This window comes from Zhongshania sp. R06B22 (genome assembly GCF_040892595.1).
GTDB classification, from domain to species: domain Bacteria; phylum Pseudomonadota; class Gammaproteobacteria; order Pseudomonadales; family Spongiibacteraceae; genus Spongiibacter; species Spongiibacter arctica.
Genome location: NZ_JBFRYB010000001.1, coordinates 81,505 through 105,226, shown reverse-complemented (window position 1 = coordinate 105,226; position 23,722 = coordinate 81,505). Strand labels below are relative to the sequence as shown.

Here is a 23,722-nt window from a genome sequence, read left to right as displayed (position 1 = left end):
ATAATTATAAAATGAGGAATTATTTATGAATGCTGAAAATAAGATTGCGGTAGATGAAGTTTCTGAAGTGTTTGATCTGCAAACTGAAAATCAATGGCACGTTCGCCGCAGTTCAGCTGCGCAGCGTATTGAAAAACTTAAGCGATTGAGGGCGGCAGTGCTCTCATACGAGGACGAGATTAAGAGCGCACTGTTTCTTGATCTGCGTAAAAACGAAGAGGCCGCGACCCTTGAGTTGGATGCGGTTTATGGTGATATTGATGACGCAATCGCGTCCGTCACCGAGTGGATGAAGCCGGTGATAGTTGAGACGTCCGAGGCATTCAAATCTGCTAGAGCGAAATTGGTTTATGAAGCTCGAGGCATCGTCTTATTGTTCGGCGCGTGGAATTTCCCTTTCACCCTAGTGTTTCAGCCATTAGTGCCAATAATTGCTGCCGGCAATTGTGCAATCGTTAAACCAAATGAGCTGTCACCAAATACTAGTCTAGTCATCTCAAAGATTGTAAAAGACGTTTTTGATAAAGAAGAGATAGCAGTATTTGAAGGCGGTGTTGATCTAGCTAATCGCTTATTAGAGCTACCAATAGATCATGTATTTTTTACTGGTAGTCCAGCGGTGGGCAAAATAGTGATGGCTGCTGCGGCTAAGCATCTGGCCTCGGTTACGCTCGAGCTTGGTGGCAAGAACCCAGTGATAGTGGACAAATCTGCAAATATTGAAGATGCAGCGGCAAAGATCGCTTTTTTGAGAAATATGAATACAGGTCAAGTTTGCCTATGCCCTGAAAATGTTTACGTCCATGAAGACTGTAAAGATGAATTCATCGCTGTTGCTAAAGCGACCTATAGCGCTACCTGCTATGTCGATGGTGAGCTTAACACCGACGTCCATGGGAAAATTGTAGATAAGCGGAATTTGGATCGGGTGAGAGGCTACTTAGATGATGCCATTGCGAAAGGTGCGAGCTTAGAGTTTGGCGGCCAAGTTGATGAGTCTACCCAGTCTATTCATCCTACGATCCTTACCAATGTTCCGCATGATGCGCGGATTATGAGCGAAGAGGTTTTCGGTCCCATCTTGTCCATTTTCACCTATAAGGATATTTCGGAGGTCTATAAGTCCTTGCAAAAGCAGGAAAAACCCTTGGCATTGTATGTGTTTAGTGAGGACGATAATTTCGTTGAAGATGTTCTCGCAAATACGTCTTCCGGTGGGGTTACAGTCAATCATTGTGTTATGCATTACCTTGAGCACAATTTACCTTTTGGCGGGGTTAATGGCAGCGGTATCGGGCGATATCACGGCATACACGGATTCAAGGAGCTTTCTCATGAGCGCGCTGTGCTGCACACCGCGGTTGAAGTCTAATTACCCTGGTGGTATTGCTCGCTACTGAAGATTGAAGATTGAGCATTGTGCTGAGGTGCAATGCTCATCTCCATTCCTTAGAAACACCTTGGTGACGGCTTGATAGCCTTAATGGGCTTAAATTTGGTCTCAAACTGATATTCATAAAGTATCGCCAGGTAAAACGCGTGGGCAGATTGAGCTGTGCTAGACCCTCTGTTATAGTGTCGCGCTTCGTGAAATACCCATTTCGCGCCCGTAGCTCAGCTGGATAGAGCGCTGCCCTCCGGAGGCAGAGGTCAGAGGTTCGAATCCTCTCGGGCGCACCAAAACCAAAAAGGCCCGCTAATTAGCGGGCCTTTTTGGTTTTGGTTCACTTGATCGGTGAGAGCCTTTCTAGGTTCGATAAATTGTGTCCACGGCGCAATTTAAACAAGGAGCGCAGCGACGCAGCCCCGAAGGGGGCAATACAGCCCCAAGGCTGAATTGATTAATCCTTACTTCCAGTTTGCCGCTAAGCTCTAGCATCCGACATTAGCGGGCCTTTTTGGTTTTGGTTCACTTGATCGGTGAGAGCCTTTGTAGGTTCGATAAATTGTGCCCACGGCGCAATTTAAACAAGGAGCGCAGCGACGCAGCCCCGGCGGGGGGAGTACGGCCCCCAACGGCAGGGATTGGATTAACCATCTCCTAGGAAAACCATCTAGTTAGAGCCGCATTGTCTGATGAAGGTCTAGATCCGTTTATTCTGTCGCATAAGAGCGACGCTAGCTTAAAGGGTTGCCAAGCGTTATTTAGATTTTAAATGTGCTGCGTACAGCAATTTAGCTAATCAAAACATCATTTGCGCTTGCAAGCCGCCACCGATAGAACCGGTTGCAAAACGTCCAGAGGCTTCAAAATATATAGAGCTGAATTGGTATCTAAGTTTGGCTTCTACCGAGTCAACGAAATTACCTTTCTGAACGTGATGGTAGCCAAGACCGAATACCAAGTTATCTTGAAGGAGATAACGTGTGGCAAGCGACGCGGTTTGTAAATCTTCGGATACGCCAAATCCCTCATCGGGTGTTACATCCCAATTGAAATCAAAACCTATTCGGCCAGGATTATATACTCCGCCTATCTTCACTGCCGGCCGCATATTATATCTCCCGTTCAGTGGGCCGCGAAATTCACCAGGGTTAACGTTTATTACTGCGGCCGATAATTCCAAAGCGTCCCTTTGCCAAGTCAGCCCTAAATCCGCATTTGCGTGATACTGCGTTTTTACGTCTCGCTGCCAACTAAGGAGTTCACTTTCTTCGTATTCAGTGATCCGTCGGGTTCGTTCTATAAGAGTAATACTCTGTAACTTTATTGCCGTACCCCATTTTATAGAAGTACTTGAAAAGAACGGTCGTGAATACGAAAGGCCCACATCGCTTACTATTAGTAGCGATGCAACCACCCTAGACTTAAGATCAGAAGCACCTAGCAATAAGCCAGCTGCAGCGAGTTGAAGAGTTTGTTCGTCTTCAGGGTCGAACACGAATGTTCCAGCCCCTCTTCCTGAGGCATTAATATTAAGCTGTAGTGCATGTTTATCACTTGGAATACTTATAGCAGTATTGACGTTAGCGATTGTTAGTACACTTTTGCCATCCACCTTTTTTAGCTGATCAATGAGGGGTTGCTGTTGACCTGGAATCAGCAAAAACAGTCCCTGAGACGAAAGAGCCTCCACGGTCATATTCACCGTTTTCTGCACCTCGCCTAGTAAATCGTCACTATCATCTAGATACACTTTTCCTCCGATAGAGATAAGAAAAGGATCCGCTTCACTAAAAAATTCGGTATGTGCTGGGTTGGCTATTGCACGAACAATGTCGTGCCTTGTTTCTGCTGTCAAATTGGAGGCTGCCAAACTCAATAGCATAAGGAAAAGCGGAATTTTATACACCAACACACTCCAGATATTAGCGACAGACTGCGCTTGCAGCCGACGATTCATTTGCATTATTAATATGGAAATATACAAATAGATTTTTTGATGGCAGACCGTCACGTCAAACCTGATTATAAGATGGGACGGGACAATCGTATATACCGAGGATCTAAAGCAAGCTTGACTGTATATAAGGACGTTCTTCGGTCTGCAACGACAGTCCGCTTTTCTAGTAGGCAGGCTAGCGCTGAGTTCTCTACATTACTCGGGGAAGTCCAGCAGGTTATTAATGACTCTATGGCAGCGTACCCCAAGAATAAAGTTTTGGTGCTCAGCGATCAGGGCAGTCCGTATGCTAGCTCAGAATATTTCACATTTATGAGTAAGCACAAGTTTATACCGTCGATGAGTCGGCGTGGCAATGATTGTGGTATCTACCAGGGTGCTTCCCGGCGTCAGTATTGACCGTGTCTGAGATCAACTCGCCCAACGTGCAGCGCGCTAGAAACGGCGGAATCGAACGTTGCGCTTTCGCCTAGTAATCTGTTCGCTAAAAGAAGGCCGGCGGACTTTACCTCGTATAAGGCAACTGCCATCGCAGGTTTGGTGAAATTGGGTGTGGTTTCTGCCGATAGGTATTTGTATGTATCGATCGGGGGATATCCCCAATTATAAGCCTTTACTAGGTTTCATATGCTAAGGCCTCATTGCATCTTGACGTGTTAAATGGGGGTCGAGAAGTGTCTGGTACAAGGACGATTTTCGAGAAGCGCCTAAGGATATTATGCTTGCTAGTACTAATGCCGCTAGTAATGGCTGCGTGCATTGGCTGTGCGAATACTGGGAGTAGCAACGTATACCTAATTGGAGATGAGGCGCCAGCTCCTTCTGGATACAGTGCAGCAGTTCTAGCCAAGCGAATAGTGCCACTGCGTACCGATGGCGCTTAAACCTGCTTGGATCTGGAATTCTTACGGAGATTTAGTAAGTTGGATTCGCCAAAAAATTTAATCCTTTCATATCTGAATCTAATACATCAAGCCTACTCCGGCGTGGTATTGCCGTTTCCTAGGGGTGGCCCACACCCTACCTTTATACGATGGTCTACTGAACGAATATGCTGATCACGCGTCGACAAATTTCACGTTACTCTTTGCTAGTGCCTGCACTGTTTTTTTGGGGCTGTACAAGTCAGCCTACGCCATTTCGCGCGAAAGGTGGGCTTTTAACACAGATTCAGGGCTCGCCGGACGATGTGAAGCCGGTCTTGGATGAGGTCCTTCAGCGCGTAAACGATAAATTTCAGTATGATTCTGACTCGTCGACCTATGGCGAGAGCGACTACTGGAACCCCGCGAGCGCGGCCGACGGTTGGCGTGGTGATTGTGAAGATCACGCGTTGCTGTGCCAAGAACTGCTTCAAGCCAAAAGAATATACGGCAGTTTGTTGCTAACTTGCTGGACCGAAACTGAGCAATACCACTGCGTTTTGTATATGCAGGGCTGGATTCTCGATGTCCGTTTTACTAGAGTGATGTCGAATACAGATCTTCAAAAAGTTGGATATAAATGGGACAAGGCTGGATTGGAAGATGGTCGCTGGTTCTATGTCAACTTATCTTAATAGCGCTGGTTTTTGAGCTTCTGTGCGGCTACACCATTTTTTAATATTGATGTACTCATTGACTAGGCGATTGCATATAGCGTTCTCCCGCTCTAGCTGTTCGAGGGAATTGGCGACCAGTCCTGCCGTTTTTGTACTACTCGCGAGTCCTCGGTCAATTGATACCATTACTAGCCTTTTCCCTCGAGCAGGAAGCATATTCCAAGCTAAGGCTCCCGTTTCCGTGATGTTTAGTAATACATCAGGTCGCCATTGGCCGGTGTTGAATGCATTTTGTAAGGCATCTAATGCCTCTTGATCAACGATACCGAGCCGAGTTTTCACCAGTGCAATATCAATCCATGTATATGGCCAGCTTGGCTGAAGTTCCGCTGCATGGCGATAGTCCGCTAAAGCAAGCAGTCGTGACTCTGCGGCAATTGGGTCTCCTATTGGCTTTTTGTAATAGCGCCAGTCATGGATGCGACCACGTGTAATAAATAGGTTAGGGTTGTCTACGGGATACCAATTAATGGCGCGCTCAATTGCACCGTGAGCGATCAACCAGGCACGCGGTTGCGGCTCATTTTGGCGAAGGCTCCAGTCGCTGATAAAGCGGTTCGCCTGCAGCGAGTAGAGTGAAGAGCCTGATATCAATATGCCTGCTATGAAAGATAATACGCAAAAAAACGCCAGGCTAAGCCAGAGAAGAGAGCGTCGTTTACGTGTTCCTAACATCGTTTAGTCTGAGCCGGGGAAGTGTGATCTAGCGATTGCCCAAGGAGTATCTACCATGAGCTTTTGTGCTATCGCATTACCTTGGTGTTTGCTAACTATGTCGTAGGCTTGCTGAAGAAGCGGCGGTCGCCTTTTGATATGGTGGGCATCAGTTGCAACGACGGTTGCCACTCCTTCGGCGATAAGCGATAGCGCCATTTTTTCGGCCTTTGGACCAAAATCTCCGATAACAGACGCGGCGGTTATCTGTAATAAGCAGCCTTGCTCTAGTAGCGGGGATAGTTTCTCAGGGCGTTCGAGCAAGCCTTTGTTTCTCTCTGGGTGGGCGATCATCGGCCGAATTTCATTGTCTAGCAGCCATCGTGTTAGCTTTGCGGCGCCGATCGGAAATTCCCCGTGTGGAAACTCAAGAAGCAGTATCTTGTCACCATACCATTCACCTAAAAATGGTAGCTCATCGCGCTCAATAGCACTTAATATTTCGACATCAAACCTGACCTCGGCTGCTGCGCTGATCGCCAAATTGATGTTGTGGTCGCTAAGGGTATTTCGCAAAGTAGTGCAAGCTTGGGATATGATTTCGCGGGTGTTGTCGTAGCGACCGAAATGGATGTGTGGCGTGCACACTGCGTGGGTAATTCCGTTATCAACGGCAGCTTTTGCCAAGGCTACCGAGTCCTGCAGTGTTTGCGCGCCGTCGTCGATCCCTGGAAGGATGTGGCAGTGGATATCAATCATTTATACACCAAATGGTGATTCACAATGGCTGGCTTACTTAGTTATGGTACTTCCCGTATCGATAATACTTACTTTTTTTGTCATTAACCTGACTGAACACGATACCTGAAACCCGCAGTCTGTTTTGCAGCATTTGACCAATACTTGATTCCACTACCTTTTTCGCCGTAGATTCACTGCGCACCACTTGTAATAATATGTCGGCGTTCTTAGCTAAGACCAGAGCGTCGCTAACGGCCTGTATTGGCGGGGTGTCAATTACAACATAATCAAAGCGGCTGCGCATTTGAGCGATAAATTCTGCAAACTGCGGCGATGACAGTAGGTCGAGCGGATTCGGTGGCGCTGCACCAGCACTGATAATGTATATACCATCCTTTTCATGCAGGCATTCCTCTATAGTCGCAGTGCCTGCGAGTATATTAGCCAATCCCGGACAGCCAAGTGGTAAATCGTAGGATTTGCCGAGCACCGGTTGCCGCATATCTGCGTCTATCAAAAGTGTTTCTTTTAACTGTCCAAGTGCAAGCGCTAAATTACTGGCAATAATACTTTTACCCTCGCCCGGCACAGATGAGGTTATATAAATAAGCTGCTGGCTGTCATTATTGCTTGCCAGCAATGTACTTGTGCGGAGCCCGCGGATTGCCTCAGCAAATACACCTTTTGGTGTGTTAATGAAAGACTTTGCTAGTGCCTTCCTTTTTTTGCGTTTTATAAATGGCACCACACCAAAAACCGGCAGGTTCAGGTAATCTTCGATTTGTTGAACACTGCTAAATGTATTGCCCAGTGCATCAGCTAGCAGTGTTATACCGGCGCCAGCCATTAATGCTAGTAATGCAGAGAGCATTACAATAAGTGCCTTTTTTGGCTTGATTGGCTTGCTTGGCACGGCAGCTGGGTCAACAACCCTCGCATTGGCTGTTTCCATGTCCGTTGTAGCCGAGGTTTCTTTAAGGCGGCCGAGAAAGGTGTTGTAAAGTGAGCGATTTGTATCAACGTCGAGTTGTAGCTCTCGTAGTGTGAATTCCTTCTTTGCAATGGCTTTAATTTCGTTCCGGTTATTATTATAAGAGCTGCTTAAGGATTCCTCGTTCGATCTTGCCAACAGGTAGTTTTTCTCTATACCGGAGACAACTTGGGAAACTTGATTACGTAAACTTTGATTGGCAGATGCTAGTTCTGATTGCGCACTAATCATCGTAGGGTGTTTGGGGCCGTAGCGGCGAGAAAGCTCTTGAACCTTAGAAATAGCTTTGGCTTGCTCGGCTTTAAATTGTTGAACCCCTAGATTACTAAGTACTGCTGGGACAGAGCTAAGTCTTTCTAAGTCATCCCGGTGAATCTGGCGAACCTGCTGGAATTGACTTTGAGAGCTAGCAAGTTCCTTTCTGGCGTCTGTGAGGCGGCTGCTGATGCTGCTTAGCGTATCAGCAGACAAGGTCGTTATGCCTTCAATATCCACGAGATTTTCTTTTTCTCGGTACAATTGCAAGCGGCGTTCAGAATTTTTAAGTTTGTCTTTGAGATCAATAAGCCGTTCTGACATCCACGACGTTGCCGTTTCACGCATGCTTAGGCGAGCATCAAGCTGACCGCTAATGTAATTATTTGCGATGCTATCGGCCACCCGCGCGGCTATGTTCGCGTTGGCCATGTCAACATGAATTCTGACCAACTGTGTTTTTGCGATTGGCGATATTGTCACCTGCCGCTGTAGTACTTTGAGGGTGAAATCCATTTGTTCATCTAGTGTTGGCGGGGCGGCGGGGGCGATGTCGCTAGGCATTGTGAATGGTAAATATTCAGTTAACTTCAGTGATCTAATAAGAGAGCCGAGATTGAAGGTGTTTTTCGATTCCATTATAAAATCTGGCTGTTCAGTCAAGCCAGTCTTGGTGACAACCGTCTTTAATAGTTCACGGCTTTCTAAAAGGGCAAATTGCGTAGACAAATATTCCCCTCTTGAGGTGTCTAGACCAAACAGCTCTTCTGCGGATGCGATTTTGTTTTTAGTGGGTTCAATCAGCAGTGTTGTAGTTGCTCTAAAAACCGGCTGTACGGATAAAACAGCGAGTGCGGCCAGCATGGTTACGGCTATCGTTAAAAAAAGAATACTCCACTTTGCTCGATTGAGTATCTCCCAGATATGCGCAAGATCAAGTTGATTGGCGACGATGGGGCGTTGATTATTTGATTGATTATTCATAGGTCGCTTAAAAAAAGCTCTCGTCAACGGTGACAATATCACCGGGGTAGATATTGGAATCTAGTGAACTTCGAACAGGCGTTCTTTTGCTGTCATTGTCTCGAATGATATAAAACTTGCTGCGAGACGCGCGTTCCGTAAAGCCCCCGGATATTGCGATAGCTTTGCGTAATGTTAATCCGGGGGTGAAGGGATAGCCCCCGGGCCGTTTTACTTCACCATTTACAAAAAACGACCGATATTCAAGAATCCGCACGGTTACTTTAGGGTCAATTAGGTAATCACCGAGTAAGCGGGCTTTAATTGTTGCTTCAACTTCCGCGCTTGTTAAGCCCTTGGCTCTAACTTCATCTAAAAAGGGGTATGAGAAGGTTCCTGCATCGGTTAATCGGATTTCTGCGAAACTTAGGTCTGGCTCGCCAAATACCTGCACGCTGAGCAAATCTCCCGCACCAAGCCGGTAAATTGAATCTAGGCTCTTGTCTGCTGTATGTGCGCTTCCTTGGGCTAAAATTGGTGCTGCGGCAGCTAACGATAAACAAACCAGCATATAGGATAAAAGTCTTTGCATCGTTTCTGTTTCAGATCCAAGGTTGGGAGCGTAGGGCGGCTAGCTAATGGTTGCAGCAACCCACCCCGGGTAGGCCTTAAATGGCAAGGGTCAAGTTTATTTCTACTATATTGCTATCGAACTCTTCGACGGGAGAATTTGATACACGCTCTTTCCGGCTGTATTTGCCGCTAAACTGCACATTCCGGTTTATTGTATAGGTAAGGGCTGCGGACGCAGTATTAGTGTCGTCTTCTCGTCCATTGAAAGTTTTGCCCTCATAGTCCTCGCTGATCGAAGTGTAGCTTAGTCGGGATTCAAATTGGTAAGACCAGTCATGGGTCCAGCTGAGAGTGGTGTTTGTCGTCTGAATGACATCGGATCTCACGCTACCTTCGGCAGCTCCTTTGCCGGTTGTAAGGTTAATTCGTGAGTAGCTTCTTGGCTGCCAGGTAATATTTATATCCCACGCCGGCTCTGAGGTGTCTTGTGCGCCGTCACTATCGAAGTTCTTGTCTTCTTGGCCAATGCGGATGTAGCTGCTTGTTTTGGCCGTTGCTTCCCAGATCACGCCGGCATAGTATTTTGTGGCGTTGTTGTTCAGCAGACTTTCTGATTCTTCGTACTCAAAGTCGGTGCGTATGGCTTCGAGTAAGATTCTAGTCTTGGGAGCAATTCGGACATAAAAAGTGCCGCCTTGGCTAATCATGTCGCGCTCTTTGAGTCTATTTTGGGAAGACGTATTAAGGTTGTTTGAATAGCTAAGATTGCTGGAGCCAAGATTTAGCTCAAGCTGAGCGCGGGCAGAATCGGCGCCGAGCCGATACTGGCCGGATAAATTCGTAAAGCGTGATCTATCACCGACCTCCTCATCGCTGGCCGCTCGGTTGATACTGGTTCTGATGTCTTGCTTCTTAATATAATCGAAGGACAGTGATGCTTTGTTACTGGCATCAAGCGCAAACTGACTGCCTAGTAAAAGTTGGTGATCTGTATGGTTGTCCTTAGAGTCATACTCATAAGACGTATTTGTTAATGTGTAAGCGCCGTCGAGTGTGACCTTTGAGCCGCCTACTTTAAACAAAAACGCGGGCTGAACAATGGCTATCGCCGACGAGTCCCTAGGCTGAGATTTCGGATCTTGGGAGATATTGTCATCATGGCGAGCGCCGAGGGTAAGTAAGGAAAGAAAATTATCACCATCCTCCAATTTAATTTCCGCACTTGCTTCTGAACAAATAGATGCGAGCAGTGCTGCGCAGCATATAACGCTGTTCTTCATTTTTTACCCATTATTTTTGTGTTTGATGCGCCTTCAACTTAAACAGGGGCCTTAAGCGCTATGCAGGCTTGCATCTTAAGAAATACAAGGTCTGTGGATTCAATATTCAGATGAGTTGAAACTTTGATTATCTAAATTTTAGTCTGGCTGAGAATTTTTCACAGTGTAATGCATTTGTGTATTAGGTGCTATAGACTGCGCAGCTCTCGGAACTTGTACGCCATAAATGATTCGACTAATCCCTGCGTATGTACTGAGCGCGCGGTTATCACGATGTGATCTCGGAGAAAGTAATGAGAAGAATAATAAGGAACCAAGTTGCTATCTTGGCATTTTGTGCCGCTGGTGTTTGTTTTTCATCTGTAGTTATTGCCGATCAAGCGGCCGTGACGGCATTAAATCAGGCCGGAATCGTCTTGGCAGACGATGAATATTTTGCGTTGTTACAGGCAGTGCCAGCGCAACTCGGTACTGTTAGCGCTGAGCTACTTGCAAAAAGACCGTACGTCGACGTTGAGCTTGTTGCAAGTCTAGTGGGCACATTGGTAGCAGAGTATCCCGATCATGCTGTCGCCATCACTGAGTCGTTAGTTAAAGCGCTTCCGGCGATGGCACCGGTAATTGTTGCTGCAGCGGTAAAGGTGCTTCCTTTGCAGGCCGCTGAGATTGTTGCAGCGGCAGTCGCTGCGGTGCCGCAGTACGCCCGCGCCATCGTGGCAGCCGCAGTGGCAGAGGTCCCGCAAATGACGCGCCAAATTGTGAGCGCAGCGGTTAAAGCTGCTCCTGAACAGCGTGTAGCTATCAATTCAGGCGCGAGCGACGGTCGCACGCAGGCTGCGAGTGAAGGTGGTGACCAGACCGCTAGTGGCTCAGCTACAACGACGCCGGGTAATAACCAGACTAATGGTGGTGGAAGCGGTGGGGATACTAATGGGGCTGCTAGCCCGAGCTAAAAATGATCCTACCTACTAGTTGCACGGAATTTATCGTGTTCGAAAAGTGAGTGATATTCTTTACTAAAATTTGTGTATATCTAGCTGATAGATTTACCTGCGATAGCCTGTCTATCTTGTAAATATAGATGTATTTGTAAGCAAGAATGCAGCGAGTTAAGCGCGCTTATTAGTATCTCTTTTCTCAAAAAGTCGATGTTGGTTTTTTGCTTGCGGTGTTCGTGTCCTCCCGCCCTTTTTCCCGATTTCATAATTAGCGCTTTGATTTGATGATTGTGGCTTGCTGCTTGGAAGCCGTCTTCCGCAAGGGGAAGATGGTTATAGTGATATCTGATGTGGTAGCTGTCCGCTATCTGAGGCATGCAAAGTAATGATTATAAATTTGGATATGGGGCAACATGATTTTAGCTACAATTAAACTAGCTGTATTGGGTTTGGGTTATGTCGGCCTGCCATTGGCGGCGGAGTTTGGTAAAAAACGCTGTGTTATTGGTTTTGATATAAACAAGACGCGTATACAAGCGCTCCAAGCGGGCGTGGACTCCACGCTAGAGGTTAGTAAAGAAGAGTTGGCCGAGTCTAAGTACTTAAGTTTCAGTGCCGATGAAGCGGACTTAAAGACCTGTAATGTATTTATTGTGACTGTGCCAACACCAATTGATGAGCATCGCCAGCCAGATCTTACCCCGCTCATTAATGCCAGCGAGACCATTGGACGAGTGTTGAAGAAGGGCGATATTGTTATTTATGAGTCCACGGTTTACCCGGGGGCGACAGAGGAGGACTGTGTGCCGGTGCTGGAGCGCGTATCTGGTCTTACGTTTAACCAAGAGTTTTTCGCGGGTTACAGTCCTGAGCGTATTAATCCTGGTGATAAAGAACACCGAGTGACCACAATCATGAAGGTGACCTCGGGTTCTACGGCGGAGATCGCCGATGTAGTGGATTCGCTTTACAAGGAAATCATAACTGCAGGTACACATAAGGCCCCAAGTATTCGAGTGGCGGAAGCCGCTAAGGTAATTGAAAACACCCAGCGCGATGTAAATATTGGTCTGATAAATGAGCTGGCGCTTATTTTCAATAAGCTCGGTATTGATACAGAAGCGGTGCTAGAGGCCGCAGGCACAAAGTGGAATTTCTTGCCCTTCCGGCCAGGGCTTGTGGGTGGGCACTGTATTGGTGTGGATCCGTATTACCTCACACATAAAGCCCAAAGCATTGGTTACCATCCTGAAATAATCCTAGCGGGTCGACGTTTGAATGATGGCATGGGCGCCTACGTGGCTAGTCAGTTGGTGAAAGCCATGGTGAAAAAACGCATCCATGTGGATGGTGCAAAGGTGCTTTTAATGGGCTTAGCTTTTAAAGAAAACTGCCCTGACCTGCGAAATACCAAAGTTATCGACATTATTGCCGAGTTACGAGAATACAATATCCAAGTAGATGTGCACGATCCTTGGGTAGATGTCGTCGAAGCTAAGTTTGAGTACGGTATTACACCGATTGCTGAACCACCCGTAGAGGCCTATGACGGCATAATTGTGGCCGTTGCGCATCGTCAGTTTAAAGCGATGGATGAACGGGCTATACGTGCGTTTGGGCGACCAAAGCACGTGCTGTACGACCTAAAATATATCTTGCCTGCACGCGCCTCTGATATTCGCTTGTAATTATTAAATATGAAAAAATTAAATATGACAGCTTATGAAAAGCTTTTGGTGTCGCTACCAAAAACGCCAAAAAAATGGCTCGTCACGGGTGTTGCGGGGTTTATTGGTTCGAATTTACTCGAGCAGCTTCTGACGCTAGATCAAACCGTGGTGGGCTTAGATAACTTCGCCACCGGCCATCAGCATAATCTAGACGAGGTGAAGAGCCTGGTAAGCGCAGAGCAATGGGAGCGCTTCAAATTCATTGAAGGCGATATTCGCAAGTTAGGAGACTGCAAGCAAGCATGTGAGTGTGTGGATTATGTGCTGCATCAAGCGGCTTTAGGCTCAGTGCCGCGTTCTTTAAGCGATCCTATTGCGACCAATAGTGTGAATATCGACGGCTTCCTAAATATGTTGGTAGCTGCGCGTGATGCAAAAGTAAAAAACTTTGTCTATGCGGCTAGCAGCTCCACTTACGGAGACCACCCAGCCCTTCCAAAAGTTGAAGATGTTATTGGTAATCCGCTCAGCCCCTACGCCGCAACCAAATACGTGAACGAGATTTATGCTGATGTATTTCAGCGCAGCTATGGTTTTAATACAATTGGCTTGCGTTACTTTAATGTGTTCGGCAAGCGGCAAGATCCTGATGGTGCCTATGCGGCGGTAATGCCAAAGTGGGCTGCTGCAATGATTAATGGCGACGAAGTGTTTATTAATGGTGATGGTGAAACCAGCCGTGACTTTTGTTTTGTTGAAAATACGGTGCAGGCCAACATACTTGCAGCCACCACTCGAGCAGCTGAATCGCTAAATCAAGTTTATAACGTAGCATTCGGCGGTAGAACCACTCTCAATATGTTGTTTGATTGTCTAGCAAAGTCATTGCTAGACAATGGTGTTAGCTATCAAAGATTACCGAAGTACTGCGATTTTCGGGCTGGGGATGTTCGGCATTCACAAGCTGATATAAGCAAAATTAGGAACCTTTTGGGCTATAGGCCTAAATTTGATATTCATTCAGGCATCGCAAAATCGATGTCTTGGTATGTGGCGAAAAAAATACCTAAGTCATCTTAGAGTCGCTTTTAGTAAGTGCTAGCTATTAATTAAAGAGTGTTGTTCATGCCCAAGTCGGTTTTTGTTACTCAGCCCTACCTCCCTCCATTGGAGGAGTTCATCCCTTACCTAGAAGAAATATGGGCTAGTAAAATTCTGACCAACGGCGGGCCCTTTCATCAGCAACTTGAGCAAGCTCTGTGCGACTATCTGGGCGTCAAACATTTATCATTGTTTGCCAATGGTACTCTTGCGCTGGTAACAGCACTGCAAGCCTTGCGCATTACAGGAGAAGTCATCACCACGCCATATTCCTTCGTGGCTACAGCTCACTCCCTGTTGTGGAACGGGATTGCCCCCGTATTCGTGGATGTGGAGCCCAATACGCTTAATCTAGACCCTGCGAAGATTGAAGCGGCTATTACACCTCTGACCACGGCGATCATGCCTGTGCATTGCTACGGACATCCCTGCGACGTAGAGGCCATTCAGAAAATCGCGGATAACTACAACCTGAAACTTATTTACGATGCAGCTCATGCTTTTGGTGTTAAGGATAAAGGCGGTAGCGTGCTGCGCCATGGTGATCTGTCAGTGCTGAGTTTTCACGCCACAAAGGTGTTTAATACCTTTGAGGGCGGCGCTATCATCTGTCCCGACGCTAAGACCAAGTTAACTATCGACCGGCTCAAAAACTTTGGTTTTGTTGATGAAACTACGGTGGTGGCTTCCGGTATCAACGGGAAGATGAGTGAGATTAATGCTGCTTTCGGGATGTTACAGCTAAAGCATATCGACGCCGCAATTGCTCGTCGTAAAGATGTTGATGCTACGTACCGGAAACTCCTGAAAGACGTTAAGGGTATTCGCTGTTTAGAAAATGCAGTCGAAGAGGAGGCCAATTACGCATATTTCCCTATTTTGGTTGATGACGACTACTCGCTCAGTCGAGACGATTTGTACGAAAATCTCAAGGAGTGCGGAGTATTTACCAGGAGGTACTTCTATCCTCTAATCACAGATTTTTCTATGTACCGAAATATGCCGTCTGCGAACCCAGAAAACTTACCGGCGGCAAATGTGGCCGCTCAAAAAGTCATATGTTTGCCTATTTATCCTGCGCTTACTGATGTTGAGCAGCAGCGTGTGATCGACAAAATTATAGGAACGTTATAGTGCCTCAACTAAGCGGTGATGAATTAAATAAAATGGGTTTCGCCGGCCTTGGTGAAAATGTTCTGATATCAGATCGCGCTTCGTTTTATAACTGCAAGGCAATTACGATCGGTGACAATGTGCGGATCGACGATTTCTGCGTGCTGTCGGCTGGAGTGGGGGGTATTAATATCGGAAGCTTTGTTCACATTGCGGTCGGCACGACGCTGATAGGTGCAGGTAAAATAACCCTATCTGATTTCAGTAATTTATCGTCGCGTGTTTCGATCTATTCGAGTAGCGATGACTATTCCGGCGTGACCATGACGAACCCCATGGTGCCAAACAAATACACGGGTGTGCTACATGCGGACGTCTTTTTAGGTAAGCACGTAATTGTAGGCAGTGGTAGTGTGATCCTGCCAGGCCTCACTTTGGAAGAGGGTGTGGCAGTTGGAGCGCTAAGTCTGGTTCGGTGCGATTGTAAGGCCTTTGGTATTTACGCTGGCAATCCCGCTCGGCGGATGAAAGAGCGAAAGCGCAATTTGCTGAAGTTGGAAGAGCTGTTTTGGGCTGACTTTAAGGCTGAGGCAGCGGTAGATGTCCCTCAGAAGTAATATTCTGGCTAATTACGCCGGCCAAGCTTATATCTTCGTAATAGGTATCGCAACGGTACCGCTGGTTATAAAATATATGGGTGCTGAAGCGTATGGTTTGGTAGGATTTTTCGCCATGCTTCAGGCGTGGTTCAATTTGTTGGATATGGGGTTGACGCCTACTATGGCTCGTGAGACAGCGCGATTCCGGGGTGGTGCGCTAGATCTGCTCGACTATCGGCGTTTGGCGCGCGCGCTTGAGGGCGTATTCTGCGTAGTGGCAATCGCTGGTGGCTTACTCCTCTACGTGTCTGCTAATTGGATTGCAGCGAGCTGGCTTAATGCCAATGAGTTGCCGATGTATGAAGTTGCCACGGCTTTAGAGTTTATTGCTGTAATTGTTTCGTTGCGGTGGATGTGTGGCTTATATCGTGGTGTTATCTCCGGTTCTGAGCGCTTGGTATGGCTGAGCGGTTTTAATAGTTTGATTGCTACTTTGAGGTTTGTTCTGGTCCTGCCTGTCTTGATGTTTTTCAGCGCTACGCCTGTAACATTTTTTATTTTCCAGCTCGGCGTGGCGGTAGTTGAGGTGCTCGGTCTAGTATTTATGGCTTATCAAATGCTGCCGGCTATACCGAGTGGTCAGCAAATTCGCTGGCAGTGGGCGCCCCTGAAACCAGTTCTAAAGTTTTCTTTGTCAATCGCATTTACTTCATCTATATGGGTCCTGGTAACACAGATAGACAAACTTATTTTGTCGAAAATACTACCGTTGGCAGACTATGGGTACTTTACGGTTGCTGCACTTTTAGCTAGCGGTATTATGATCGTTAGTGGACCTGTTAGCACAGCCATCATGCCTCGCATGGCTAATCTTCACGCGAAGGGGGAGCTTGGTCAGCTAATTGCGTTATACCGGCAGGCAACTCAGATAGTAACAGTTACGGTGATTCCGATTACTTTAGTGCTCGTTTTCTTTTCAGCACAAGTGCTTGGGGCTTGGACAGGAGATGACAATCTAGTGGGTAGAGTGGCCCCAGTGTTGGCGCTTTATGCTGCTGGATATGGAGTGCTTGCGGTAAGCGCATTTCCATACTATTTGCAATATGCTAATGGCGACCTGAAACTGCATTTAATTGGTAGTGCGCTACTTGCATTGATTCTCGTTCCATCGGTCGTTTGGGCTACGAATAACTATGGAATGATTGGTGCTGGCTGGGCCTGGCTGATTTCAAATGTATTATACTTTGTGATTTGGACGCCGCTCGTTCATCGTCGCTTTATTCCTGGGGTACATCTAGCTTGGGTTTGGTTGGACATTGTTAAGCCATCGTTGCCTGCAATAGTGGCTATCGGTGTCTGTGCACATTTTATTACATGGCATCCAAATAGTGTTGTCCTTGCCTTTGAGTTGGTGGCGGTAGCATCGGCAGCGATCGCATTAGTTTATGTATGTGCTGATCGATTAACGTTTTTCAATCGTGGGTAAGGACTTGGGTGTCGAAATGAAGAATTGTGAGAACGAAAACCCTTCGAAGGTGTCTGTTTGCGTAGTCACTTATAATCAAGAAAAATACATCGCAGGCTGTTTAGAGAGTTTGGTGGGTCAAGTTGTCAATTTCAAATACGAAATTATCGTTGGTGATGATTTTTCAACGGATGGTACTCGAGAAATATTAATAAGTTTACAAAGGAAATACCCTAAGCTAATTAGATTGAATTTTCAGGCCTGCAATGTTGGGGCTATAGCGAATATGGTGTCGACCTATCGCTTGGCGACGGGTAAATATATAAGTCATATAGATGGCGATGATTTTGCGCTAGAGAATAAGTTGCAAAAACAATTTAATGCGTTGGAAGAAGACTCAAATTGCGTCATCTGCTCGCACGACATGCTGATTGTAGACAGCGAAGGTAAAGAAGCTAACACATCTTTTAGGCGTCACAAAAAGAAGATTAATTCCTTGGTGGATTTATATTCGAAGCTACCATTTTTTGCCCATTCATCAAAAATGTTTCTCAATGATCTTGATGATTCCTACTGGGAAAATTTTACGCCAGAGACGATCGATATTGAAATACATGTGAAGCAATCCATGAAGGGAAATATATATCACTTAGACGATGTTTTGGGTGGGTACAGAAGTATGGTTGGGATTAGTTTAAAAAACAATTGTGTGAATCCTGCTCTTCCGAATGCAACCGATCGGGTATTCGCTGAGTCCTTGTTAAATCCGGACTTAAATCATCGGAGAATAAAAAGGAGCTATGCGGCGGCTGTGTTTTCTTACGCGTATCAGTCGGCCATTTATGGAGATAAAAAAGGTGTCGTTGATTATATTGATAAGTCGATACGAATTTCTTATGTTTCTCCATTTCAGATACTGTTTAAGTGCTTGTCTAGTCAGCCGTGGTTGCTTGTGTGTTTGGCGCGACTCAGGGCAAAGATGCAGGGGTATAAGATTTAGGTTGTAGGTGGAAGCATGGATTAAATGAGGTTGTGGTTGTGTTTGTGTCTTACTGTGTCCGCGCAGCAGCGTCGTTGTAGCGATTGTGCCTAATGCTGCAATCTAGCATCGTAGAATTATTATTTTTGAGTTAGTTCAGTGAGATCACTTTGAATCTACGGCGGGTGACTCTTAGCTCGTATAGCGTTTGGCGGCAGAAATGGTTATTGCTCCCTAAAATTAAGTCCTAGATCTCGCTAGAACTAAGCGGCGCGCTGATACGCCTCTGTGAGGCTGCTTGTAGTATGGTTTGGTAGTTTATGCGGCGGCGGAAGCCTAGGTTATGTTGTGTGCGTTGATGTAAAGCTTGGAATAATTGGTGAGATTGAATGAAGTATTTTGGTTTGTTTTTCCTTTTTTTGGTCGCATTTGATCCGCAAGTCCCCTTTCTCCCTAGTGGAGTTGGATTCACTTTTGTTGTGGCAATTATTCTATTCTTGCCAGTGTTGAGGGCCTTGGTAAGTGGGCAGGAAGATTATGTTTACTTTTCTGATGGCGTTAAAGGTTTTTTTATGCTGTATGTGCTGTCGCTGGCATTTATTGTTATAAGAATACTATTAAACGGCGGTGAAGGCGCAACATTTTTATTAGCTTGGGCTAGGGCGTTTTTTGTTTTTCTTTCGGTTTTTTTTGTTTATGTGATTTTCTATTCTAATAAAAATTTAGCTTTTTTCTTTAGTTCGTTACTTTTTGTTTATGTTCTTAATGCGGTAATTAATATACTTTCCGGGTCGCTACCTAGTTATTTTTTTGTATTAGATTATTTTAGAGGTGATTCTAGCGGGTATAGCAATAGCCTCGGGGGTAATCCTTATAGAGACTCATTTTTGGCGGGTTCTGGGTACTATAGTATTGGAACAGCATATGGCCTTATAGCGACATTGTTTGTTTCCCATATGATTAGGGAGCGGGCTGCTAATATTTGTACGATACTGGGTTTGGTGCTAGTTGTTTTTTCAGGGTTTATTGCTGCGCGAACCTCATTTTTTGCGATTGCCCTAGTGTTCCTCTACGCTTTAAGTATAAGGCCTTTTTTTGCTTTTATAATACTTTTTTTAGGGGCTTTAGTGTTGTATTTATTGCTGAAGTTGCCTGGGCTTGGTGTCTATCAAATGTGGATGTTGAGTTTTTTTGATATACAGGATAATCCATCGGCTAAGTATTTGATTGATAGTATGTATTTCTGGCCAGGTTTGAGTGTTATGTTTATAGGTGAGGGGGTTGTTAATGACGGCGGCTTTGCATATACGGATTCAGGGTATATGAAGGACTTGTTGTTTGGCGGGCTATTTTTTCTAATAATTAAGATGTGTTTTTTGATGGTTTTTGTTTCTAGGCTTTTAAAATTTTTCCCTATTTTGGTTTTAATTTTTGCTTCGTCAGTTTTGGTTTTTCATTTCAAAGGACAGTTTATTTACAATAATGCTCAAGGTATGGCTGCTTTCTTTTTTTCCTATTTGTATTTAACAGCTGCTTGTAGGTATGATCAGTCCTCTCGCGAGATCGGCGGGTAATTTTTTTGATTTAAAGAGATAGAGTTCGTTGTTGTATTTCCATTTTCCGATTTATTTTTGGGTTTTTTGTATTAATGAAGATTTTGCTATTAATTACCGGTTTGGAGGTTGGGGGCGCCGAGCGGCAGGTGGTTGATATAGCTGACGGTTTATGCAGAAGTGGGCATTCGGTGAAAATTTGCTACCTTGCGGGAAAGGGGTTGGTCCGTCCAGAAAGCGCGGAGATTGAAATAATCGGACTCAATGTTACAAAAAATATCGGCGGGTTCCTCCGTGCGTATTTTACTCTGCGAAAAACCATCCAAGAATTTCGTCCTGATGTTGTTCATAGCCATATGATTCACGCCAATATAATGGCAATTATGGTAAGGTTTTCTGTGAGAATTCCGAGGATAATTTCGTCCGTCCACACTAATAACGTTGGCGGGAAGTTGCGTATACTGGCTTGTCGCACTACGGGCCTATTGTCAGATATCACAACGAATGTTAGCGAGGCTGCGGTAGAGGCGTACGAAGCCAAAGGCGCTATCCGGCGTGGCGCAATGGTCGTTGTAGCTAATGGTATTGATACTGTTAGGTTTTCCCCTAATATTACTGCTCGGCTTATGATCCGCCGTAATATGGACGTCGCTGATACCTCGCGTGTTATTTTGGCTGTTGGGCGCTTTAACGAAGCCAAAGACTATCCAAATCTTTTGCATGCTTATAAGGCATTGCGCGCAAATGGTAGCGCGGCACAGCTTTGGATTGCCGGTGACGGAGAGCTGCGCGATGAGCTTATAGAATTAGCGGAGCAGCTCGCTTTGAATAATCATATTCGGTTTCTGGGCGTCCAAAATAATGTTTCCGATTGGCTAAATGCTGCTGATGTGTTCGTGCTGTCCTCTGCTTGGGAAGGGTTCGCGCTTGTGGTAGGTGAGGCCATGGCTTGCGAGAAGGTTGTAGTGGCTACAAATGCCGGCGGTGTAAGTGAGGTCTTAGGTGATTGTGGTTTTTTGGTGCCAACGGGAGATTCGCATGCGTTGAGTTTATCTTTGCGTGACGCACTGAAGCTACCAGAAAATGAGGCGTCTGAGTTGGGTCGCAGGGCTCGTGAACGAGTGGTGGAAAATTTTTCAATCGTTGACAAAGTTAATTTATGGCTTGGCTTGTATGGCAAGTTGAAGGGCAAGTAATGTGGGGGCGTAAGTCTATAATTAGGGTAATACTATGGTAGAAAAGGTTCTTATAACGGCTGGCCATAATATATCGCTACGCAATTTTAGAGGCTCGTTGATCGAGGCAATGTGCTCACTAAAGCTCGAGGTTCATGCGGCAGGGCCCTGCTTGCTTGATGATAAAGAAACCTGCGGGTGGCTTGAGGCTCGAGGTGTAGTTTGCCACGACGTTCCAATTGCGAGGGTTGGCCTCAATCCTATCCGTGACCTGTACGCGATGTTTGTCTTGTTTTCGTTGATGAGGCGCATTAAGCCCAGGCTGTATTTAGGCTATACAATCAAACCTGTTATTTGGGGGTTGTTGGCGGCTACTTTGGCAGGAGTGCCGAAAAGGGTAGCACTTATCACTGGTTTGGGTTATGCATTTACTGGCCAAGCCAAGGGAAAGCGAGCGCTGATTCAGTGGATAGCGCGTTGGTTATATGCCTTTGCTCTGGATAAAGCTTCTTTGGTCTTCTTTCAAAATCCAGATGATCTTCGTGAGTTTCAAAATCTCGGCCTAGTTGCCCAGGATAAACCGGTACGGGTGTTAAATGGCTCGGGTGTTGATTTGTCGAGTTATTGCCGGTCTGATTTACCTAATGTCGAAATTTTTCAATTTTTACTAATCGCTAGGCTGTTGGGCGATAAAGGTATCCGGGAGTATGCCGCGGCGGCTTCTTTATTGCTTGAAAAATACCCTAATGTAGAGTTCAAATTGGTAGGGGGGTTAGATCCAAATCCTGACGGAATTGGTGAGTCAGAAGTTCAGAAATGGGCTAATTCCAATGTCTTGGAATGGTTGGGAGAGTTGAGAGATGTGAGGCCAGCTATCGCCGAGTGCCACGTGTTCGTTTTACCAAGTTATCGTGAAGGTACTCCACGTACGGTTTTAGAATCTATGGCGATGGGGCGGCCTATAATTACAACCGATGCACCAGGTTGTCGTGAGACTGTAGTCGATGGCGAGAATGGGTTTTTGGTACCTGTATATTCGGTAGAATTATTAGCTGCTGCCATGGAGAAGTTTATTCAAAATCCTGAACTTATTGCAACGATGGGTAAGCGTTCACGTGAAGTAGCGGAAGAAAAGTACGACGTACATAAAGTGAATGAAGTGATGCTCCGTGAGATCGATATTCTATGAAGCGATGTATTGATGTATTGATAGCATTACTCGGCATTGTTTCTCTCGCTCCTCTGTTGATTTTGTTGGCCTTGATCGTTCGTCTAAAGCTAGGTACGCCAATACTTTTTACGCAGGTTCGCCCTGGGCTAAACGGTAAGCTATTTAATATGCTTAAGTTTCGATCAATGACTTCCGCTAAAGATACTGATGGCAATTTGCTGCCAGATGATCAGCGGCTAACACCATTTGGTGTGGCGCTTCGTTCTGCTAGTCTTGATGAGCTTCTTAGCTTATGGTCTGTGCTTAAAGGCGATATGAGCTTGGTTGGGCCGCGACCATTACTTACGGAATATTTGCCGCTGTATTCGGTAGAACAGGCGCGTCGGCACGAGGTTAGACCCGGTATTACTGGTTGGGCGCAGGTGAACGGGAGAAATGCCATAAGCTGGGAGGGAAAGTTTGTGCTGGATGTTTGGTACGTAGATAATCAATCGCTGTCGTTGGATGCAAAAATTTTATTTCTAACCTTGAGAAAAGTCTTTGTGCGAGAAGGTATAAGTGCGGTGGGTGAGGCGACTATGACTAAATTTACCGGTAGTCCTGCTAATGACTAGGACAATTCGTTAGGTTTATGGCGCCTGAATTTTTTGATGTGCTAGGTGGAAATGAATGATGCTGCGTTGCTGTTCTATCTTGTAACAATCATGAGCAAGTTCTAAATAGGTATGCCGTTGTACAAGAGTATTTACAATTATGTAACGCGCGATTGTGTGATTTTGATACGCTCACGGCTAAGATAACGTGCCGCAAAGTAATAGGGTCGGACGAGTTTTCGGATTGGTATTGAGCGCGGTTTCGATTTGCAGCTTTGTAGGGCAGAGGGTTTTTTACTGGGTAATAGTGTATGAAAGAGATAGTAATTATTGGATTTGGTGGATTTGGTCGAGAGGTAGCCGTGCTAGCTAAGGATTGTGGGTATAGCGTGCTTGGTTTTCTCGATGATAAGGCAACGAGTCACGATGACGGAGGAGGAGTAATATTGGGATCTATTGATCAATGGGGCGAGTTTCCTAACGTGAAATTTGTCGTTGCGATTGGAAATCCACGCACACGTAAGTTAGTTGTCGATCGAATGTCCCGTCTTGGTTCCCCGTCGTTTGCTACGTTGATTCATCCAAGTGTCATTATGTCGTCTTCCGTAAGGGTTGGGGTGGGGTCGGTTGTTTGTGCTAATTGTGTATTTACAGTTGATATTTATGTTGGTGAACATACGATACTTAATATAAATGTAGTGACTGGCCATGATGTTGTTATCGGCTCGTTTGTTACGGCTGCGCATTTGGTGGGTATTTCCGGTAATGTTGTAGTTGAAGCTGGTGTTGAGCTGGGTGCTAGCTCAGTAATTCGCCAAGGAATAACATTGAAGAGAGGCGCAATGCTAGGTATGGGGGCAGTTCTTACCAAGGATGCTGAGGAGAATAATGTTTATGTTGGTTCTCCAGCTAAAGTATTAAAAGACCTGTCAGAGTTCCCTGCCGATTTCTAGCGGCCTGTTAA

The 23,722-nt window shown here is 45.8% G+C and carries 20 protein-coding genes and 1 tRNA gene; 15 read left to right on the top strand and 6 right to left on the bottom strand.

Annotation, left to right across the window (positions count from 1 at the left end):
- Positions 1-25: 25 nt before the first annotated feature.
- Together AB4875_RS00440 and AB4875_RS00435 are read left to right on the top strand one after the other, a co-directional pair.
- Positions 26-1,372 (top strand): aldehyde dehydrogenase family protein, encoded by a 1,347-nt coding sequence (locus AB4875_RS00440; RefSeq protein WP_368374056.1) that lies wholly within the window; start codon positions 26-28, stop codon positions 1,370-1,372.
- A 231-nt stretch (positions 1,373-1,603) separates the two neighbouring features.
- A tRNA-Arg gene (locus tag AB4875_RS00435) sits at positions 1,604-1,680 on the top strand.
- A gap of 503 nt (positions 1,681-2,183) precedes the next feature.
- Here the strand turns inward: AB4875_RS00435 and traF are convergent.
- Positions 2,184-3,293, bottom strand: coding sequence for a conjugal transfer protein TraF (gene traF, locus AB4875_RS00430; RefSeq protein ID WP_368374055.1), 1,110 nt, complete (start codon positions 3,291-3,293; stop codon positions 2,184-2,186).
- 1,102 nt (positions 3,294-4,395) lie between these two features.
- On the opposite strand from traF, the gene AB4875_RS00425 reads away from it, so the two are divergent.
- Entirely contained in the window at positions 4,396-4,902 is a 507-nt protein-coding gene (locus tag AB4875_RS00425; protein WP_368374054.1) for a transglutaminase-like cysteine peptidase, read from the top strand.
- Here the strand turns inward: AB4875_RS00425 and AB4875_RS00420 are convergent.
- The 5 genes from AB4875_RS00420 to AB4875_RS00400 form a co-directional block, all read right to left on the bottom strand.
- Complete coding sequence (locus tag AB4875_RS00420; protein ID WP_368374053.1) at positions 4,894-5,538, bottom strand: hypothetical protein; 645 nt, start codon at positions 5,536-5,538, stop codon at positions 4,894-4,896. The genes AB4875_RS00425 and AB4875_RS00420 overlap by 9 nt on opposite strands.
- 84 nt (positions 5,539-5,622) lie before the next feature.
- The gene (locus AB4875_RS00415) at positions 5,623-6,357 is read right to left on the bottom strand and encodes a tyrosine-protein phosphatase (RefSeq protein WP_368374052.1); all 735 of its coding nucleotides are present in this window, start codon (positions 6,355-6,357) and stop codon (positions 5,623-5,625) included.
- A gap of 37 nt (positions 6,358-6,394) precedes the next feature.
- On the bottom strand, positions 6,395-8,569 hold the full coding sequence (locus tag AB4875_RS00410) for a GumC family protein (RefSeq protein WP_368374051.1): 2,175 nt from the start codon (positions 8,567-8,569) through the stop codon (positions 6,395-6,397).
- Positions 8,570-8,576: 7 nt separating this feature from the next.
- On the bottom strand, positions 8,577-9,140 hold the full coding sequence (locus AB4875_RS00405) for a polysaccharide biosynthesis/export family protein (RefSeq protein WP_368374050.1): 564 nt from the start codon (positions 9,138-9,140) through the stop codon (positions 8,577-8,579).
- Between the two features lie 76 nt (positions 9,141-9,216).
- The gene (locus AB4875_RS00400) at positions 9,217-10,401 is read right to left on the bottom strand and encodes an outer membrane beta-barrel protein (protein WP_368374049.1); all 1,185 of its coding nucleotides are present in this window, start codon (positions 10,399-10,401) and stop codon (positions 9,217-9,219) included.
- Positions 10,402-10,694: 293 nt separating this feature from the next.
- Between AB4875_RS00400 and AB4875_RS00395 the strand changes: the two genes are divergently transcribed.
- The 12 genes from AB4875_RS00395 to AB4875_RS00340 all read left to right on the top strand — a co-directional run bounded on the left by AB4875_RS00395 (position 10,695) and on the right by AB4875_RS00340 (position 23,711).
- Positions 10,695-11,354 (top strand): hypothetical protein, encoded by a 660-nt coding sequence (locus AB4875_RS00395; protein WP_368374048.1) that lies wholly within the window; start codon positions 10,695-10,697, stop codon positions 11,352-11,354.
- A 398-nt stretch (positions 11,355-11,752) separates the two neighbouring features.
- Positions 11,753-13,027, top strand: a complete 1,275-nt coding sequence (gene tviB, locus AB4875_RS00390; protein WP_368374047.1) for a Vi polysaccharide biosynthesis UDP-N-acetylglucosamine C-6 dehydrogenase TviB — start codon at positions 11,753-11,755, stop codon at positions 13,025-13,027.
- Between the two features lie 24 nt (positions 13,028-13,051).
- The gene (locus AB4875_RS00385) at positions 13,052-14,089 is read left to right on the top strand and encodes an NAD-dependent epimerase/dehydratase family protein (protein WP_368374046.1); all 1,038 of its coding nucleotides are present in this window, start codon (positions 13,052-13,054) and stop codon (positions 14,087-14,089) included.
- Positions 14,090-14,134: 45 nt separating this feature from the next.
- The gene (locus AB4875_RS00380; RefSeq protein ID WP_368374045.1) at positions 14,135-15,244 is read left to right on the top strand and encodes a DegT/DnrJ/EryC1/StrS family aminotransferase; all 1,110 of its coding nucleotides are present in this window, start codon (positions 14,135-14,137) and stop codon (positions 15,242-15,244) included.
- Positions 15,244-15,840, top strand: a complete 597-nt coding sequence (locus tag AB4875_RS00375) for an acyltransferase (RefSeq protein ID WP_368374044.1) — start codon at positions 15,244-15,246, stop codon at positions 15,838-15,840. Before AB4875_RS00380 ends, AB4875_RS00375 begins: the two co-directional genes overlap by 1 nt.
- Before the next feature lie 76 nt (positions 15,841-15,916).
- Complete coding sequence (locus tag AB4875_RS00370; protein WP_368374043.1) at positions 15,917-17,308, top strand: oligosaccharide flippase family protein; 1,392 nt, start codon at positions 15,917-15,919, stop codon at positions 17,306-17,308.
- Between the two features lie 16 nt (positions 17,309-17,324).
- A complete protein-coding gene (locus AB4875_RS00365; protein ID WP_368374042.1) occupies positions 17,325-18,287 on the top strand; it encodes a glycosyltransferase family 2 protein in 963 nt (320 codons plus the stop codon).
- A 368-nt stretch (positions 18,288-18,655) separates the two neighbouring features.
- Positions 18,656-19,840: a hypothetical protein gene (locus tag AB4875_RS00360; protein ID WP_368374041.1), complete on the top strand. Its 1,185-nt coding sequence runs from the start codon at positions 18,656-18,658 to the stop codon at positions 19,838-19,840.
- A 74-nt stretch (positions 19,841-19,914) separates the two neighbouring features.
- Positions 19,915-21,015, top strand: coding sequence for a glycosyltransferase (locus AB4875_RS00355; protein WP_368374040.1), 1,101 nt, complete (start codon positions 19,915-19,917; stop codon positions 21,013-21,015).
- 34 nt (positions 21,016-21,049) lie between these two features.
- Positions 21,050-22,183 carry a glycosyltransferase family 4 protein gene (locus AB4875_RS00350; RefSeq protein ID WP_368374039.1) on the top strand — a complete coding sequence of 378 codons (1,134 nt, stop codon included), beginning with the start codon at positions 21,050-21,052 and terminating at the stop codon, positions 22,181-22,183.
- On the top strand, positions 22,180-22,779 hold the full coding sequence (locus AB4875_RS00345) for a sugar transferase (protein WP_368374038.1): 600 nt from the start codon (positions 22,180-22,182) through the stop codon (positions 22,777-22,779). The genes AB4875_RS00350 and AB4875_RS00345 overlap by 4 nt, the downstream gene beginning before the upstream one ends.
- 290 nt (positions 22,780-23,069) lie before the next feature.
- A complete protein-coding gene (locus AB4875_RS00340) occupies positions 23,070-23,711 on the top strand; it encodes a NeuD/PglB/VioB family sugar acetyltransferase (protein WP_368374037.1) in 642 nt (213 codons plus the stop codon).
- Positions 23,712-23,722: the final 11 nt, after the last annotated feature.

Excerpts from the sequence above, each read along its gene's own strand:
- AB4875_RS00440 (WP_368374056.1), top strand. The coding sequence starts at position 26 with ATGAATGCTGAAAATAAGATTGCGGTAGATGAAGTTTCTGAAGTGTTT.
- AB4875_RS00425 (WP_368374054.1), top strand. The coding sequence starts at position 4,396 with ATGCTGATCACGCGTCGACAAATTTCACGTTACTCTTTGCTAGTGCCT.
- AB4875_RS00415 (WP_368374052.1), bottom strand. The coding sequence starts at position 6,357 with ATGATTGATATCCACTGCCACATCCTTCCAGGGATCGACGACGGCGCG.
- AB4875_RS00410 (WP_368374051.1), bottom strand. The coding sequence starts at position 8,569 with ATGAATAATCAATCAAATAATCAACGCCCCATCGTCGCCAATCAACTT.
- AB4875_RS00405 (WP_368374050.1), bottom strand. The coding sequence starts at position 9,140 with ATGCAAAGACTTTTATCCTATATGCTGGTTTGTTTATCGTTAGCTGCC.
- AB4875_RS00400 (WP_368374049.1), bottom strand. The coding sequence starts at position 10,401 with ATGAAGAACAGCGTTATATGCTGCGCAGCACTGCTCGCATCTATTTGT.
- AB4875_RS00395 (WP_368374048.1), top strand. The coding sequence starts at position 10,695 with ATGAGAAGAATAATAAGGAACCAAGTTGCTATCTTGGCATTTTGTGCC.
- tviB (WP_368374047.1), top strand. The coding sequence starts at position 11,753 with ATGATTTTAGCTACAATTAAACTAGCTGTATTGGGTTTGGGTTATGTC.
- AB4875_RS00385 (WP_368374046.1), top strand. The coding sequence starts at position 13,052 with ATGACAGCTTATGAAAAGCTTTTGGTGTCGCTACCAAAAACGCCAAAA.
- AB4875_RS00380 (WP_368374045.1), top strand. The coding sequence starts at position 14,135 with ATGCCCAAGTCGGTTTTTGTTACTCAGCCCTACCTCCCTCCATTGGAG.
- AB4875_RS00370 (WP_368374043.1), top strand. The coding sequence starts at position 15,917 with ATGGGTGCTGAAGCGTATGGTTTGGTAGGATTTTTCGCCATGCTTCAG.
- AB4875_RS00365 (WP_368374042.1), top strand. The coding sequence starts at position 17,325 with ATGAAGAATTGTGAGAACGAAAACCCTTCGAAGGTGTCTGTTTGCGTA.
- AB4875_RS00360 (WP_368374041.1), top strand. The coding sequence starts at position 18,656 with ATGAAGTATTTTGGTTTGTTTTTCCTTTTTTTGGTCGCATTTGATCCG.
- AB4875_RS00355 (WP_368374040.1), top strand. The coding sequence starts at position 19,915 with ATGAAGATTTTGCTATTAATTACCGGTTTGGAGGTTGGGGGCGCCGAG.
- AB4875_RS00350 (WP_368374039.1), top strand. The coding sequence starts at position 21,050 with ATGGTAGAAAAGGTTCTTATAACGGCTGGCCATAATATATCGCTACGC.
- AB4875_RS00345 (WP_368374038.1), top strand. The coding sequence starts at position 22,180 with ATGAAGCGATGTATTGATGTATTGATAGCATTACTCGGCATTGTTTCT.
- AB4875_RS00340 (WP_368374037.1), top strand. The coding sequence starts at position 23,070 with ATGAAAGAGATAGTAATTATTGGATTTGGTGGATTTGGTCGAGAGGTA.